Source organism: Vulgatibacter incomptus, from assembly GCF_001263175.1.
Lineage (GTDB): Bacteria > Myxococcota > Myxococcia > Myxococcales > Vulgatibacteraceae > Vulgatibacter > Vulgatibacter incomptus.
Genome location: NZ_CP012332.1, coordinates 2,645,787 through 2,660,893 on the forward strand (window position 1 = coordinate 2,645,787; position 15,107 = coordinate 2,660,893).

A 15,107-nucleotide genomic window follows, 5' to 3' on the forward strand; every position below is an offset into this window, starting at 1 on the left:
GTGACCCGTGCCACGCTCACTGCCCCAGGAGCTCCAGGAGCTCGGTGCTCACCTGGCTGATGTCGCCGGCGCCAAGAGTGATCACCAGGTCGCCCTCGCGGACGGCCCCGCGCAGCGTGGAGGCGAGCCCGGACCGCTTCGCGAAGTCCACGTCGCGGTGGCCGTGGGAGCGGACGGCGCCGGCGAAGGCCTCGCCGGTGACGCCCGGGATCGGATCCTCGCTGGCGGCGTAGATCTCGGTGACGAGCAGGCGGTCGGCCTCGTTGAAGGAGGTGGCGAAGTCGGCGAGGAGGTCCCGCGTCCGCGAGTAGCGGTGGGGCTGGAAGGCGACGACGATCCGCCGCTTGGGGAAGGCCCGCCTGGCGCCGTCGAGGGTGGCCTTGATCTCGGCCGGATGGTGCCCGTAGTCGTCGACGACGGTGACACCAGCCGCCTCTCCACGGATGGTGAAACGCCTCTGCACACCCGAGAAGGTCTCGAAGGCGTCGCGCACCTTGTCCATGGGCAGGCCCACGTCGTCGGCGACGGCGATGGCGGCCAGGGCGTTCTGCACGTTGTGGAGGCCGATCATGGGGAGGCGGAAGGCGCCCAGCGGCTCGCCTCCCCTCGTGGCCACGAACTTCACCTCGAAGGCGTTCGTCTCGATGGCCTCGGCCCGGTAGTCGGCCTGGGGCGAGAGCCCGTAGGTGACGCAGCGGCGGTCGACGCTGGGGAGCATCGCCTGCACCACCGGGTGGTCGGCGCACATCACGGCCACGCCGTAGAAGGGCACCTTGTTGACGAAGTCGACGAAGGCGCGCTGGAGCGTGTCGAAGTCGCCGTAGTGGTCGAGGTGCTCAGGGTCGACGTTGGTGACGACGGCGATCGCCGGCGAGAAGCGCAGGAAGCTGCCGTCGGACTCGTCGGCCTCCACCACCATGTACTCGCCGTTGCCGAGCTTGGCGTTGGAGCCGAGGTTGTTGAGCTTGCCGCCCACCACGGCGGTGGGGTCGAGGCCGCCCGCGGCGAGGAGGTGGGCGATCATCGAGGTGGTGGTGGTCTTGCCGTGGGAGCCCGCGACGGCGATGCCGACCTTGAGGCGCATGAGCTCCGCGAGCATCTCCGCCCGGGGAATCACGGGGATGGCCCGGCGGCGCGCCTCTACCACCTCGGGGTTCTGCTGGCGAACGGCCGAGGAGATCACGACCACGTCGGCCTTGCCCACGTTCTCGGCCCGGTGACCGACTGCGATCCGCGCGCCGAGGCCCTCGAGGCGGCGGGTGGTGTCGCCCTCCTTGAGGTCGGAGCCCGTGACGGGATAGCCGAGGTTCACGAGCACCTCGGCGATGCCGCTCATCCCGATCCCGCCGATGCCTACGAAGTGGATGGTCGGCCTTCTGCCTCGAAACACGTCTCTCTCCAACCGCTCTGCCCGCGCCCGGGCGCCTGTCTCCAGAAGAACCGCCTGCGAGCCGGGAACGCCGAACGTCCGACCACCTGGCTCCATGCCCGTGTGGCGGCGAAGCGGCGCGACCGTCAGCCCGCGCCCTGCTCTCTCCCCCGGTAAACGAGATTCACACAGACGTCGGCGATCTCCTTCGCGGCCTCGGGGCGGCCGAGGAGGCCCGCCGCCCGCTCCATCTTCTTCAGGCGCGACGGATCCTCCATCAGGCTCGAGATCTCGGAGGCGAGGCGTTCGCCGTCGAGCTCGGGCTGGCGGATCATCACCGCGGCGCCCTTCTCCACCAGCGAGCGTGCGTTCACCTCCTGGTGGTTGTCGGCGGCGTACGGGAAGGGGACGAGGATCGCGGCCTTCTTGCAGACGGTGAGCTCGGAGAGCGTGGTCGCGCCGGAGCGGCAGATCACCAGGTTGCTGGTGGCGTAGGCCCGGGACATGTCGTCGATGAACTCCACCACCTCGGCGCGGACGCCGGCGTCGGCGTAGCCCTTGCGCGTGAACTCCCGGTCCGCGGCGCCGGTCTGGTGGAGGATCTCGAGCTTGTCGCGCATGGGCGCGAGCTTCCGCGCGGCGTCGATGGCGGCGACGTTGATCGCGTGGGCGCCCTGGGAGCCGCCGAAGATCAGGATTCGGAAGCGCTCGTGGGGCTCCTGGGGCCTGAGGAAGTTCTCCATCAGCGCCTTGCGGATCGGGTTGCCTACGTTGTGGACCTTGTCCTTGGGGAAGAAGCGCGCCGCCTCGTCGAAGGAGATGAAGACGGTCCGCGCGATCTTTCCGAGGAGGCGGTTTGTCAGGCCCGGGAGCGCGTTCTGCTCCTGGATCGCGGTGGGCATCCCGCGCAGGAAGCCGGCGAAGACCATGGGGAAGCTCGCGTACCCGCCGACTCCGACGACGACGTCCGCCTGGTACTCCCGGAGGATCGTCATGCACCGGAGCACCGCAGCGGGCAACCGGAGCAAGCCGCCGATGAGGCCCTTGAGGCCGCGCCCCTTCACGCCGGTCACGTCGATGAGCTCGAGCTTGAAGCCGCTCTGGGGCACCACGCGCGCCTCGATGCCGCGGGCGGTCCCGACGAAGAGCACGTCGTTGGAGGGGTGGCGCGTGACCACCTCTTCGGCGAGGGCGATTCCGGGAAAGAGATGGCCGCCGGTGCCTCCCCCCGCGATCACGACCTTCATCGCCTCACCTTCATCGCCTGAACCGTGCCTTCATCGCCGGACCGTCCGATGCGGGCGGAGGAAGCCGCCGGTGCCGCTCGAGATCGCGAGGAGCACGCCCGCGGACACGAGGGATAGCACGAGCGAGGTTCCGCCGTACGAGATGAACGGGAGGGTGAGTCCCTTGGTGGGGAGCAGGCCCATCGCCACCAGCATGTTGACGATGGCCTGTACGCCGAGGAGCGCGGTGAGGCCCAGGGCGAGGTAGGCGCCGAACGCGTCCGGGGCGTTGAAAGCGGCGCGCATCCCCCGCCAGAGCACGACGCCGAAGAGGACGAGGACGGCGAGGATCCCGAGGAGGCCGAGCTCCTCGCCGATCACGGCGATGATGAAGTCGGTGTGGGCCTCGGGCAGGTAGTAGAGCTTCTGCTTGCCGGCGCCGAGGCCGAGGCCGGTGAGGCCGCCGGAGCCCACGCTCATCAGGGACTCCGCCACCTGGTAGCCGATGTCCTGGCGGTGCTTCCACGGATCCAGGAAAGCCAGGATCCGCTTCATCCGGTACTCCTTGCCGGCGACGAGGTGCCACGCGATGGGGAGCGAGACGAGAACGGTGCCGACGAGCCAGGAGATCTTCGCGCCCGAGCAGAAGAGCATCACGAAGAGGATCAAGCCGATGGTGACCGCGGTGCCGAAGTCGGGCTGCCCGAGCACCAGCAGGATGAAGAGGCCGGCGACGATGGTGTGGGGCACGAAGCCGATGGAGAAGTCCCGCACCTTCTCCCGTTTTCGGGAGAGCGAGCGAGCGAGGTAGAGGGCCATCGCGACCTTGGCGATCTCGCCCGGCTGCAGGCTGAAGAGCGGGAGGCGGATCCAGCGCCGCGCGCCGCCGGCCATCGAGCCGATGCCCGGGATGAGCACCAGGATCAGGGCGATCAGCGAGACCAGCAGGATCGGGTAGGCGAGGGGCTCGAGGCGCCTGTAGCCGAAGCGCATGGCCGCGATCATCCCGGCCATGCCGAGACCTGCCGCAGCGGCCTGCCGCTTCACGAAGTAGAAGGAGTCGCCGAGGCCCTGGGCCGCCTTCACCGCCGAGGCGGAGTAGACCATGGTGAGGCCGAGGGCCGTCAGGGCGAGGACGGCCCAGAGCAGGACCCGGTCGTACGCGGGTGCCTCGTCGCCCTGATCGGCGCGGGCGTCGTCGTAGACGGCTTCGGAACGGAGCTCGGCGTTCACTCGCGCCTCCCGCAGGGAAGGGTCGTCACGGGAGCGCCTCCACGAGCGCGCGGAAGGCGGCGCCGCGGTGCTCGTAGCTCCGGAACTGGTCGAAGGAGGCGCAGGCCGGCGAGAGGAGGACCGCCTCGCCCGGGAGGGCCATGCCTTCGGCGACCCGGACCGCCTCGTCGAGGGTGCCACAGCTCGTGGCGGGAGCGAGGTCGCCGAGGGCGGAGGCGATCGCCTGGGCGTCGCTGCCGATGGTGAGAATGGCCTTCACACGACCGGGGAGGAGCGCGCGAAGCGGCTCGTACGGCGCCCCCTTCCCCAGGCCCCCGGCGATCCACACCAGCGGCCCCGGGAGGGCGGCCAGGGCCACCTTCACCGAGTCCACGTTGGTGGCCTTGGAGTCGTTGATCCACTCCGTGCCGCGGAGGGTGCGCACCAGCTCGAGCCGGTGGGGGAGCCCGCCGAAGGAGGCGAGGCCGGCGCGGATCGCCTCGGGCGCGGCGCCGCAGAGCCGGGCCGCGAGGATCGCCGCCATCGCGTTCTCGCGGTTGTGCCGCCCGCGCAACGCCGGAGAGAGGCGCTCGTAGAGCTCCTCTTCTTCCCCGCCCACGCCGCGGACGACGATCCGCTTCCCGTCGTCCCGGGCGGCGCGATCGTCCCCGGCAAGCTCGACCGCGCCGTGCCCGAAGGAAACGGGCTTGGAGAGGGCGCCGCGGTGGAGCGCGAGGACCTCGGGATCGCCCGCGTTGAGGACGGCGAAGTCGCTCTCGCGCTGCGCCCGGAAGATCGCTCGCTTCGCCTCGTAGTAGTCCTGCGGGCCGGGGTAGCGATCGAGGTGATCGGGGCTGAGGTTGGTGACCACGGCCACGTGGGGCCGAAGGGTCTCTACCGCCTCGAGCTGAAAGCTGGAGAGCTCGGCCACCGTGACGTCCAGGGCGCCGCCGGCGAGCACCCGCTCGGAGAGCGGCGTGCCCAGGTTGCCTCCCAGGAAGACTCGTTTTCCGGCGGCCGTGAGGAGGTGGCCGATCAGCGCCGTAGTGGTGCTCTTGCCGTTGGTGCCGGTGATCCCGACCACGGGCTCCTCGATGAAGGTGGCGGCGAGCTCCGCCTCTCCGATGATCGGCACGCCGGCCGCCCGCGCCGCGACGAGCTCGCGGCCGGCGAGGGGCACGCCGGGCGAGACCACGATGAGCTCGGCGGAGGTGAAGGCGGCCTCGTCGTGGCCGCCCAGCTCGAAGCGGACGCCGAGGGGCAGCAGCGCCTCCACGGCCGGGCCCAGCTCGGCGGCTTTTCGTCCATCGGTCGCCGTGACGATGGCGCCCTCGCGGCAAAGGAGCTTCGCCGCGGCGACACCAGAGCGCGCCAGGCCCACCACGAGCACCCGTCGACCTGCGAGAGCAAGCATCAGCATCACCTCAGCTTCAGGCTGATCAGGGTCACGAGGGAGAGGAGGATCGCCACGATCCAGAAGCGCACGATGATCTTGGGCTCGGCGGAGCCGCCGAGCTCGAAGTGGTGGTGGATGGGCGCCATGCGGAAGACGCGCTTGCCCCGGCTCTTGAACGAGGCCACCTGGATCATCACCGAGACGATCTCCACGAAGAAGACGCCGTGGAGGATCACGCTGGCGAGCTCGTTCTTGGTGAGGACCGCGAGGGTTCCCAGCGCGCCGCCGAGGGCGAGGGCGCCGATGTCGCCCATGAAGACGCTGGCCGGGTAGGTGTTGAACCAGAGGAAGGCGATCCCCGCGCCGACGGTCGCCGCGCAGAAGACGGCGAGCTCCTCGGCGCCGGCGATGTGGGGGATGAAGAGGTAGTCGGCGACGTTGAAGCCGGCGATCACCGTGCCCGCGAGGTACGCGAGGATCAGGAAGGTGAGCGAGCTCACGATGGTGGGGCCGATGGCGAGGCCGTCGAGGCCGTCGGTGATGTTCACCGCGTTCGAGGTCCCGACCACCACCACCCACGCGAAGGGGAGGAAGAACCAGCCCAGGTCGGGCTGGAAGTACTTCGTCGACACGAAGGGCAGGCTGAGGTGCGTGTCGAAGCGGAGCGCGAACGTGCTCCAGTCGAGGCCGAAGCCCAGGAAGGCAGCGAGGAAGATCGCGGTGAGCCCCACCATCTTCAGCCGCCCCGGCAGCCCCTTGGAGTTGCGCTTGGTGAGCTTCAGGTAGTCGTCGAGGAAGCCGACGAGGCCGTAGCCCAGGGTCACGACCAGCACCATCCACACGTGGCGGTTGGTGAGGTCGGCGAAGAGGAGCGTGGACACCGAGAGGCAGAAGAGGATCAGGCCGCCGCCCATGGTGGGCGTGCCGCGCTTCTTCTGGTGCCGCTCGGGCGTGTCTTCCCGCACGTTGGAGGCGCCGTACTGCCGGCTCCTCAGCTCGCGGATGAACCAGGGCCCGAGCCACATGCCGAGCACGAGGCTGAAGATCCCCGCGGCGATGATCCGGAAGCTCGGATAGCGGAAGACGTTGAGGACTGCGAGCTTGTGCGCGAGCGGGTACAGCAGGTGATAGAGCATCTAGACTTCCTCCCCCTTTACGAGGGGGTCGGCGATCCGCTCCAGGCGCGTGCCGCGGCTGGCCTTGAAGAGCACGAGGTCGCCTTCGCGCAAGCTGCGGCGCAGCCACGCGAGGGCCTCGGCGGGATCGTCCGTTGAGAGGATGGCGGCGTCGGGGATCCCCCGAGCCGCAGCCTCGGCGGCGGTGGTGCGGGAGCGCGGGCCGAAGGCGACCAGGCCGGCCACCTTCGCCTCCGCTGCCGCCGCTCCCACCTCGCGATGGCCGGACTCCTCGAAGGAGCCGAGCTCGCGGAGATCGCCGAGGACCGCGACGACGCGGCCCTCGCCGGCGAGGGCCCGTGAGGTGCGCAGCGCCGCGACGGCAGAGGCCGGGTTGCCGTTGTAACAATCGTCCAGCACGGTCACACCGCCGGGGGCGGCCTTGAGCTCGAGCCGGCGCAGGAAGCCCTTCGCGGCGGCGAGGCCCGTCAGCAGGCGGTCGGGCGCGGCACCGAGGGCGAGGCCCAGCGCCAGAGCAGCGCAGGCGTTCTGCGCGTTGTGGAGGCCCACCAGCGGGATCCGCACGAACGCGGGATCGCTGCCCCGGAACGAGACCTCGAAGGCGAGCCCGCGCAGGTCGTGGGAGACGATCCGGACCAGGCGGACGTCGGCCTCCGCGCCGGTACCGAAGGTGAGGAGGGGGCGGCGGGAGGCCCGGGCCTCGGCGAGGGTGAGGGGATCGTCGAGGTTCGCCACCGCCACCGCGCCGGGGGGCAGGCCGTGGAAGAGCTCGCCCTTGGCCTTGGCCACCGCCTCGATCGAGCCGAGCCCCTCCAGGTGAACGGCCTGTGCACAGGTGACGAGGCCCGCGGAGGGCTCCGCGATCGCGGCGAGGCGGCCGATCTCGCCGGGGTTGCTCATGCCCATCTCGACCACCGCCGCCCGATGGGAGGGATCGAGGCGCAGCAGGGTGAGCGGGAGGCCGATCTCGTTGTTCAGGTTGCCCTCGGTCTTGAGGGACTCGCCGAAGGCGAAGGAGATCGCCGCGTGGGCGAGCTCCTTGGTGGTGGTCTTGCCGTTGCTCCCGGTGACCGCGCCGAGCTTCAAGGAAGGGAAGCGCCGGCGGTGCACCCTCGCGAGGGCGCCCAGCGCCGCCAGGGTGTCGGAGGTCTCTACGAGGCCGAAGCCGGCGGGCAGAGGCTCACTCGGAGTGAAACCTTCACGCACCAACGCAGCCCGTGCCCCAGCGCGGGCGGCCTGGGCCACGAAGGCGTTTCCGTCGAAGCTCTCCCCGCCCAGGGCGACGAAGAGGTTGCCCTCGGAGACGGTGCGGCTGTCGGTGGAGACGCCGTCCAGCGCCAGGAGCGGTTCGCCGGCCCGAAGGGCGCCGCGGACAGCGGCTTTCACGTCCGCGAGGCAGAAGATCGCCCGGTTCGTCATCGATCCATCCTCGAGCCCAGCGCGCGGCGGAGCTCCTCGCGGTCGTCGAAGTGCAGGCGCTGGTCGCCGACGAGCTGGTAGGTCTCGTGGCCCTTGCCCGCGACCAGCACGAAGTCGCCCGGACGCGCGCAGGCCACCGCGAGCTCGATCGCAGAGCGGCGGTCGGGCTCCACCGCAAAACCCAAAGCGCCGGCGCGGGCTTCCTCGTGGGAGAGGCGCCTGCTGCCCGCGCGCTCGAGGCCCGGGAGGATGCCGGCGATGATCTCCTCCGGCCTCTCGGACCGGGGGTTGTCGCTGGTGACGATGGCGAGATCCGCTGCGCGGGCCGCCACCTCACCCATCAGCGGGCGCTTTCCCTTGTCCCTGTCGCCGCCACAGCCGAAGACCACCAGGAGGCGGCCTTTGCCCGCCTGGCGCAGGGCCGCGCAGACCCGGGCGAGGGCGTCATCGGTGTGGGCGTAGTCCACGAAGGCGGAGAAGCCCTCGCCGTCCACGCGCTCCAGCCGCCCCGGCGCGCCATGGGCTCCGAACAGTCCCTTGGCGATCGCCTCGAGGCCATGGCCACACGCGAGGGCGAGGCCCGTGGCGCAGAGCAGGTTCTGCAGGTTGTGGGCGCCGACGAGGGGCGAGCGCAACGCGAAGCCGCCGGCAGGCGTCGCCACGTCTGCCCGTATCCCGGCGTCGGAGAACTCCACGTTTCGTGCAAAGATCTCGCACGCAGAGTCGTCGATGGAGAAGCGGAGGAGCGTCGTGGGATCGACGCTCTCCGCGAGCTGCCGGCCCCAGGCGTCGTCGGCGTTGATCACCGCAGCGCCACCATCGCGCAGGTGGTCGGAGAAGAGCCGCGCCTTCGCCTCGAAATAGGCCTCCATGGAGCCGTGGTAATCGAGGTGATCGCGGGTGAGGTTGGTGAAGGCGGCCGCGGCGAAGCGGAGGCCCTCCACCCTTCCCTGCTCGAGCGCATGGGACGAGACCTCGAGCACCGCGGAGTCGCACCCCTCCGCGACCATCGTGCCCAGGAGCTTCGACAGGCTCACCGAGTCGGGCGTGGTGTGCGTGGTGGGGAGCTCCTTCGCGCCGGCGAATGCGCCGGTGGTCCCGATGACGCCGCAGGACGAGCCCGCCGCCACGGCGATGGAGCGGAAGAGCCAGCTCACCGTGGTCTTTCCGTTGGTGCCGGTGATCCCCACCAGCGAGAGCTTCTCCTCCGGATGGCCCTGCAGCGCCGCAGCGCAGCGGGCGAGCGCTGCCCGGGTGCTCGCGACCCGGATCACGAGGGCGCCGGGAGCGTCGACCTCGCGCTCGACCAGGATCGCGGCGGCGCCCTTGGCCGCTGCCTGCGCCGCGAAGTCGTGGCCGTCGCGGCTGCCGCCCGCCACGCAGACGAAGAGCGCGCCGTCCCCCGCCTCGCGGGAGTCCGCCGTCACCGCGCGGATCTCGGGATCGGGGGTACCGGGCGGGAGGCTTCCGCCGACGTCTGCGATGAGCTGCGAGAGGCGCATGGGTCTGCCGCTTTCTACACCAATCCGTTCTGTCGTCTACAGCACCCGGCCCGCTGACTACAGAGGCTCCAGGGCGATCGCCACCTGGCTGCCCCGCTCCACGATCGAGCCGGCGGGCGGACGCTGGGAGACGACCTTTCCGCTTCCTTCGAGGCTGGCCCCGAGCTTCGCGTCGCCCAGCTTTCGCAGGGCGGCGCGGGCGAAGAGGCCGCGGACGTCGGGCACCAGGACCTGGTCGCCGTCGCCAGGTGCGTCTTCCTCCGACACCCACCCCTCGGCGGGATCGTCGCGGGGGGTCGGCTTCTTCGGCTCCGGCTTCGCGCCCTTTGCCGCCGTCTTGTTCTTCTCGTCGGCCTTGGCGAGCAGTGGGAGCGACGGCGGGATCCCGCGGGACTTGAGCGCGGCCTCGGCGATCTCCCGGAAGACCGGCGCCGCGATCTGGCCGCCGTAGACGCTCCCCTCCTTCGGCTCGTCGATCATCACCACGATGGCGAGCTTCGGATCCTCGGCAGGGACGAAGCCCGCGAACGACGCGAGGCGGCCCTTGCCGTAGCGGCCGATCGAGGCGTCGACCTTCTGCGCCGTACCGGTCTTCCCCGCCACGCGATAGCCGTCGATCGCGGCCTTGCCCGCGGTCCCGTCGAGGACCACGTTCTCGAGCCACCGCGCGATCTCCTTCGCCGTGGCCGGAGAGATCGCCTGGCCGGCGACCTCCGGCTCGCCGCGGCGGATCACGGCGCCGTTCGGATCCACGACCGAACGCACGATCCAGGGCTTCATCCTCGTGCCGCCGTTGGCGATCGCCGCGTAGCCCGAGGCGATCTGCAGCGACGACGCCATGATCGGCCCCTGGCCGAAGGACGCGGTCACGAGGCCGATCTCTCCCTTGAACGGCCTCATCAGGCCCGGCGACTCGCCGGGGAGCTCGATCCCGCCCCGCGTCCCAAAGCCGAAGTCCCGGTAGACCTGGGCGAGCCTCTCGTTTCCGAGCGCCATCGCCACCTTTCCCGAGCAGACGTTGGACGAGACGCGAAGGATGTCCGGGGGCGTGAGGGCGGGATAGGGATGCGTGTCGTGGATGACGTGCTTGCCGATCTTCCAGCGACCCTTCTCGCAGTCGAAGCTCTGGTCCTTGCGGATCGCCTTCCGATCGAGGGCGCCGGCGAGGACGAAGACCTTCATGGTCGAGCCGGGCTCGAAGGCGTCGGTCACCGCGCGGTTGCGGACCGCGGCGCGCCCCTTCGCCCCGGGGATCACGTTCGGGTTGAAGGTCGGCATCGAGACCATGGCGAGCACCTCGCCCGTGGAGGGATCGAGCACGACGGCGGAGCCCGCCTCCGCGTTCGCCTTCTCCACCGCCTTCGACAGCGCCTTCTCCGCCGCGTACTGGATCGTCCGATCGATCGTCAGGGTCACGGACGCGCCGGTCCGCTCCTCCATCGGCACCGCGGCCTCGGCGAGGAGCGCGTTGCCCCTCGCGTCCCGGAGGCCCGCCACCTGGGCGCCCTGGCCGCGGAGATCGTCGTCGAGGCTCCGCTCCAGGCCCTCGAGGCCGTGGCCGTCCGCGCCGACGAAGCCGAGAATCTGTGAAGCGAGCTCTTTCTGAGGGTAAAAGCGCCGCGACTCCTTCACGAAGCCGACGCCAGGCAGCCCCAGCGCCCGGACCTTGGCGACGATCGCCGGGCTGGACTTGCGGCGCACCCACACGAAGCGGCTGCCGGGCTGCGCGGACCGGGACTGGAGCGCGCGGAGCTTCTCGCGCGAGAGGCCCGCCGCCCTTCCCACCCTCTCCACGCCGTCACGGAGCTCGGCAGGGTCCCGGGCGAGGAGCCCCGGATCCACGAAGATCGACTCCACCTCGACGCTCGACGCGAGGGTGTTTCCGTCCCGGTCAAGGATGTCGCCCCGATGCGGCGACAGCTCCACCGTGCGGATGTACTGATCCCGCGCCAGCGTACCCAGCTTGTCCTGCTGGACGATCTGCAGATGGATCGCGCGCCCCAGCACCACGCAGAGGCCGACGCCGAGGAGCACGGCGAGGATCGTGGCGCGCACGCGCACCCAGCGCGCGCCGTCCCAGGCGCCGGCAAATCGGCTCCCGGACATTCGCCCCTCGCTCATCGCGCGGCGCCCGGGATCGGCACGATCCGGTCCGGCGCGGGCTCCACCATCCCGAGCTTGCCCCTGGCGTTGGCCTCGATCCGCTTCGCGCCCTTGCGGGTGGCGAGCTCGATCCGCAGCGCGTTCTGCTCGCGGAGGAGATCGGAGTGCTCCGCCTGGACGCGGGAGAGATCGTAGCCCGCCATCGTCCCCTCGATCCGGGTCCACGCGAAGATCGACGCGACGACGCAGAGCACGGCGAAGACCAGGAGGTCGGCGAGGACCCCGCGCGTCTCCACCGCTCCCCGCAGCTTCCGGCTCCGCTTGGGCCTCGAGGCACCGCGATGTGATCCGCGCGGCGCGGGGAGCACGGCGTCGTGCGCGGAATGGGCGCTCATAGCCTCTCCACCGCTCGCAGCTTCGCGCTGCGGGCACGGGGGTTCTCGGAGACCTCCGTCTCGTCCGCGACGATCGCCTTGCGGACCGGGAGGCGCCACTCGGCGGAGCCGCAGATGCAAACGGGCATCCCCGGAGGGCACCGGCAAGGATGGGCCAGGCCGGCGAACGCGTGCTTCACCATGCGATCCTCCAGCGAGTGGAAGGAGATCGCGGCGGCGCGCCCTCCCTTCGCGAGGATCCGCGGGAGCGACTCGAGCCAGTCCTCGAGCGCGCCGAGCTCGTCGTTCACCGCGATCCGGAGGCCCTGGAAGGTGCGGGTCGCGGGATGTATCCCCTTCGGCCACGCGCCCCTGGGGATCGCGCCGCCCACCACCTCGGCGAGCCGGGCCGTGTCGTGGATCGTGGGGAGCTCGCGCTTGATCGCCTTCGCGATCGGGCCGGCCCAGCGCTCCTCGCCGTAGGTGGCGATCACCCGCCGGAGCTCGCGATCGTCCACGCGGGCCAGGAACTCGTCCAGGCGCTCGGCGTCCTCGCCCATCCGCATGTCGAGGGGGCCCGCAGCCCGGAAGGAGAAGCCTCTCTCCGCCACGTCGAGCTGGGGGCTCGACACGCCCAGGTCGACGAGCACGCCATCCACCCGATCGATCCCGAGCTCGGCGAGGATCTCCTCGGCGTTCCGGAAGTTCCCCTGCACCGCCCGGAAGCGCTCACCGAAGGGGCGCAGCCGGTTGCGGGCGGCCTCGAGGGCCCTCGGATCGCGATCGACGCCGATCACCTCGGCGCCCGCTTCCAGCAGCCGCTCGGAGTGTCCCCCGTATCCGAGCGTGCCGTCGAGGATCCTCCGGCCCGGCCCCGCGTCCAGGATCTCGACCGCCTGGCGGGCGAGTACGGTCACATGGGCAGGCACTGGGGGACCTCTCGTTCAATCAGGAAAGGCCGGGGCCGGCCTCGGCAGCGAAATCGGCGACGGCGGTGCGCTCGTCCTCGAAGTACTCGAAGGCGTTGTAGAGCCCTTCGGCGCGGACGAGGTTAAAAAGATAGATCGAAAGGCCCGAGAGCTTGAGCCCCCCGCCCGACTGCTGCGAGAAGCGCGCGCAGGAGGCCAGGGAGCGGAAGCCGCCGTAGGGCACGTGGGAGACGCCGGAGAGGTCGAGGACGAGGTTCGACCGGCCCGAGCAGACCAGGCTCACGAGCTCGTCGCAGAGCGAGGTCAGGTCCGTCTCGTCCAGGATGCCCGAGCGGGCGATGACGTGGACGTCCGCGGTGACGGCGGCGGCGATGGCCGCGTCGTATCCCGAGATCTTCGCGTAGGTGATCTTGTTCATAGCCCCAGGTCCCCTAGTGCTCGAGCCAGGTTCTCCACCTGCTCGCGCTGCTTGAGCTTCCAGACGCGATAGGCCTCAGCGTCCCAAATCTCGATGAACTTGAGCGAGCCCACGAAGGCGACGTCCTTCGTGAGGCTTCCGTGCTCTCTCAGGCTCGGCGCCATCAGCATCCGGCCCAGCTTGTCGACCGGCGTCTCGTGGGCGCCGCCGACGAAGAGGCGAAGGAGCGTGTTGAGCTTGGGGTCGAAGTTCCCCCGTGCCGCCAACGTCTCCTCCACCGCCTGCCACTCCTCCATCGGATAGGCGCGGAGGCAGGGGTCGAGCGGGCTCGGGGCGACGACCAACGTCTGCCCTTCCGCACCGCCGTACTTCGCCGCGAGGACCTCACGGAACTTCGCCGGAAGGGACGTCCGTCCCTTGGCGTCGATCGCGTGCTCGAAGGTCCCGCGGAACAAATTGACCCCTATCCACCGTGCCGATCCGCTTCGATCCACCTTTTACCACTTCCCCCCTCAAAATGACCAGAACGATGGTCGTCCGATCCACCGGCCGAGGGGCGCGATCGTGATTTCGCGGGGTTACGCACGCGGGCGCCCCTTCCGGGCTGCGCCCTGCGAACGTGGAAGCGATGGGGGAAGGGCTATCGGCGGAGCGCGGGCCGGGGCGAGTTGCGACGAAGGGAGGAGCCGTCGTCCTCCCTTTCCTCACACTTAGGTCAAACCGCTTACACTTTGGGTAACCAGGCGGCGCCTCGCCCGGGCTCGCGATGTGAGTTCAGAGCACGATCGGGTTCCGGCCGTCGGCCGCGCGCAGGGTATGGAGCATGAGGAGCGCGCTCTTCACGTACGAGGTGATGAGCAGGTTCTCCCGGACGTAATGGTGGGCCGCCCTGCCGAGGCGGCTCGCGAGCCCGGGGTTCGCCAGGAGCTGGCGAACCCGATACGCCGTGCCTTCGACGGTCCGCACGAGGAAGCCCGTCTGCCCGTGGACGATCTGCTGGGCGATCCCGCCCACGGCGGTCCCGACCACCGGCTTCCCCTTCCACATCGCCTCGGTGACCACGAGGCCGAAACCCTCGCGTAGCGACTTCTGCACGACCACCGTGGCGCCACGCTGGAGGGCGTTGATCGTCCGGTGCGCGTTGGGCGGCAGCTCCGCCACGTGGATGTCGGGATCGCCCTCTGCTCTCTCCCGCACCTCTTCGAGGACCTGGGCGCCCTCGGGATCGTCCGAAGCGCTTCCGCCGGCGAGGACGAGCTGGCAATCGAGCCACTTTCGCACCAGGCGATAGGCCTCGATCACGCCGAGAGGATCCTTGAGCCTGTCGAAGCGGGAGACCTGCACCACGAGCGGCCGGCCCGGATCGATCCCGAGCTCCTCGAGCGTGTCGCGAATCGTCTCGGGCGGCATTTCGCGGTTCTTCTCGTCGAGGGGATCGATCGCGGGCGTGTTGATGATCTGCGGGATCAGCAGCTCCTTCGCGTACTGCGGCAGGTGGAAGATCGCGGCGTCACAGCGTTCGACGAAGGGGCGCAGGAAGCCCCAGACCCGAAGGTCGGCGTCCGAGATGTCGATGTGACAGCGCCAGACCCACCGCTGCTCCGGCGCTGCCTTCCGGAACTGGACCAGGCCGAGAGGCTGGGGATCGTGGACGCCGACGACGTCTGCGTCTCCGGAGATGAGGCCGGCGTTCTTCTCGTTGGTCTCCAGGTAGAGCGCATAGCTCTCGGGCGTGATCTCCTCATCGCCGCCGTGGAGCGCGTTGTGGAAGGCCTTGGTCACGTCGAAGAACGCGGGCTCGGCGGTCATCACGTCCCAGCGGGCACCGATTCCCACCTCGCGCAGGAGCGGCGTGAGGCGCGCCATCAGCTCCGCGACGCCGCCGCCGACGAGGGTCGAGCTCACGTTCTGGAGCCGCAGGTCCCGGAGCGGCTCGGCGAGGCGGCGGATCTCATCCAGCGCAGCCGGGCCCACGATGGGCTCGTACGTGCAGAGCTTGCAGGTTCCTTCCTCCTTCGCCATC

At 70.3% G+C, this 15,107-nt stretch carries 13 protein-coding genes; all 13 read right to left on the reverse strand.

Annotated features, from left to right (window positions below; translation table 11 throughout):
• Positions 1-16 precede the first annotated feature (16 nt).
• Positions 17-1,390 (reverse strand): UDP-N-acetylmuramate--L-alanine ligase, encoded by a 1,374-nt coding sequence (gene murC / locus AKJ08_RS11010; RefSeq protein WP_276202165.1) that lies wholly within the window; start codon positions 1,388-1,390, stop codon positions 17-19.
• Positions 1,391-1,515: 125 nt separating this feature from the next.
• Positions 1,516-2,616 (reverse strand): undecaprenyldiphospho-muramoylpentapeptide beta-N-acetylglucosaminyltransferase, encoded by a 1,101-nt coding sequence (murG, locus tag AKJ08_RS11015; protein WP_050726114.1) that lies wholly within the window; start codon positions 2,614-2,616, stop codon positions 1,516-1,518.
• A gap of 30 nt (positions 2,617-2,646) precedes the next feature.
• On the reverse strand, positions 2,647-3,828 hold the full coding sequence (gene ftsW, locus AKJ08_RS11020) for a putative lipid II flippase FtsW (protein ID WP_082343066.1): 1,182 nt from the start codon (positions 3,826-3,828) through the stop codon (positions 2,647-2,649).
• Positions 3,829-3,853: 25 nt separating this feature from the next.
• Entirely contained in the window at positions 3,854-5,224 is a 1,371-nt protein-coding gene (gene murD, locus AKJ08_RS11025; RefSeq protein ID WP_205624801.1) for a UDP-N-acetylmuramoyl-L-alanine--D-glutamate ligase, read from the reverse strand.
• Positions 5,225-5,226: 2 nt separating this feature from the next.
• Positions 5,227-6,339, reverse strand: a complete 1,113-nt coding sequence (gene mraY, locus AKJ08_RS11030) for a phospho-N-acetylmuramoyl-pentapeptide-transferase (protein WP_050726116.1) — start codon at positions 6,337-6,339, stop codon at positions 5,227-5,229.
• Positions 6,340-7,758, reverse strand: a complete 1,419-nt coding sequence (locus AKJ08_RS11035) for a UDP-N-acetylmuramoyl-tripeptide--D-alanyl-D-alanine ligase (RefSeq protein ID WP_082343067.1) — start codon at positions 7,756-7,758, stop codon at positions 6,340-6,342. It lies immediately after the preceding gene.
• Positions 7,755-9,260, reverse strand: coding sequence for a UDP-N-acetylmuramoyl-L-alanyl-D-glutamate--2,6-diaminopimelate ligase (locus AKJ08_RS11040; RefSeq protein ID WP_050726117.1), 1,506 nt, complete (start codon positions 9,258-9,260; stop codon positions 7,755-7,757). Before AKJ08_RS11040 ends, AKJ08_RS11035 begins: the two co-directional genes overlap by 4 nt.
• A gap of 57 nt (positions 9,261-9,317) precedes the next feature.
• Positions 9,318-11,366 carry a penicillin-binding transpeptidase domain-containing protein gene (locus tag AKJ08_RS11045; RefSeq protein ID WP_050726118.1) on the reverse strand — a complete coding sequence of 683 codons (2,049 nt, stop codon included), beginning with the start codon at positions 11,364-11,366 and terminating at the stop codon, positions 9,318-9,320.
• Positions 11,367-11,377: 11 nt separating this feature from the next.
• Complete coding sequence (locus AKJ08_RS11050; protein WP_050726119.1) at positions 11,378-11,758, reverse strand: FtsB/FtsL family cell division protein; 381 nt, start codon at positions 11,756-11,758, stop codon at positions 11,378-11,380.
• A complete protein-coding gene (gene rsmH / locus AKJ08_RS11055; protein ID WP_050726120.1) occupies positions 11,755-12,666 on the reverse strand; it encodes a 16S rRNA (cytosine(1402)-N(4))-methyltransferase RsmH in 912 nt (303 codons plus the stop codon). The genes AKJ08_RS11050 and rsmH overlap by 4 nt, the downstream gene beginning before the upstream one ends.
• A 19-nt stretch (positions 12,667-12,685) precedes the next feature.
• Complete coding sequence (locus AKJ08_RS11060) at positions 12,686-13,084, reverse strand: STAS domain-containing protein (protein WP_050726121.1); 399 nt, start codon at positions 13,082-13,084, stop codon at positions 12,686-12,688.
• Positions 13,081-13,539, reverse strand: a complete 459-nt coding sequence (gene mraZ / locus AKJ08_RS11065) for a division/cell wall cluster transcriptional repressor MraZ (RefSeq protein ID WP_050726122.1) — start codon at positions 13,537-13,539, stop codon at positions 13,081-13,083. The genes AKJ08_RS11060 and mraZ overlap by 4 nt, the downstream gene beginning before the upstream one ends.
• Before the next feature lie 319 nt (positions 13,540-13,858).
• Complete coding sequence (locus AKJ08_RS11070) at positions 13,859-15,106, reverse strand: glycosyltransferase (protein WP_050726123.1); 1,248 nt, start codon at positions 15,104-15,106, stop codon at positions 13,859-13,861.
• Position 15,107: the final 1 nt, after the last annotated feature.

What these genes read in the sequence shown, in the direction of transcription:
- murG (WP_050726114.1), bottom strand. Translation starts at nt 2,616, where the DNA reads ATGAAGGTCGTGATCGCGGGGGGAGGCACCGGCGGCCATCTCTTTCCC.
- mraY (WP_050726116.1), bottom strand. Translation starts at nt 6,339, where the DNA reads ATGCTCTATCACCTGCTGTACCCGCTCGCGCACAAGCTCGCAGTCCTC.
- AKJ08_RS11035 (WP_082343067.1), bottom strand. Translation starts at nt 7,758, where the DNA reads ATGACGAACCGGGCGATCTTCTGCCTCGCGGACGTGAAAGCCGCTGTC.
- AKJ08_RS11040 (WP_050726117.1), bottom strand. Translation starts at nt 9,260, where the DNA reads ATGCGCCTCTCGCAGCTCATCGCAGACGTCGGCGGAAGCCTCCCGCCC.
- AKJ08_RS11045 (WP_050726118.1), bottom strand. Translation starts at nt 11,366, where the DNA reads ATGTCCGGGAGCCGATTTGCCGGCGCCTGGGACGGCGCGCGCTGGGTG.
- AKJ08_RS11050 (WP_050726119.1), bottom strand. Translation starts at nt 11,758, where the DNA reads ATGAGCGCCCATTCCGCGCACGACGCCGTGCTCCCCGCGCCGCGCGGA.
- AKJ08_RS11060 (WP_050726121.1), bottom strand. Translation starts at nt 13,084, where the DNA reads ATGAACAAGATCACCTACGCGAAGATCTCGGGATACGACGCGGCCATC.
- AKJ08_RS11070 (WP_050726123.1), bottom strand. Translation starts at nt 15,106, where the DNA reads ATGGCGAAGGAGGAAGGAACCTGCAAGCTCTGCACGTACGAGCCCATC.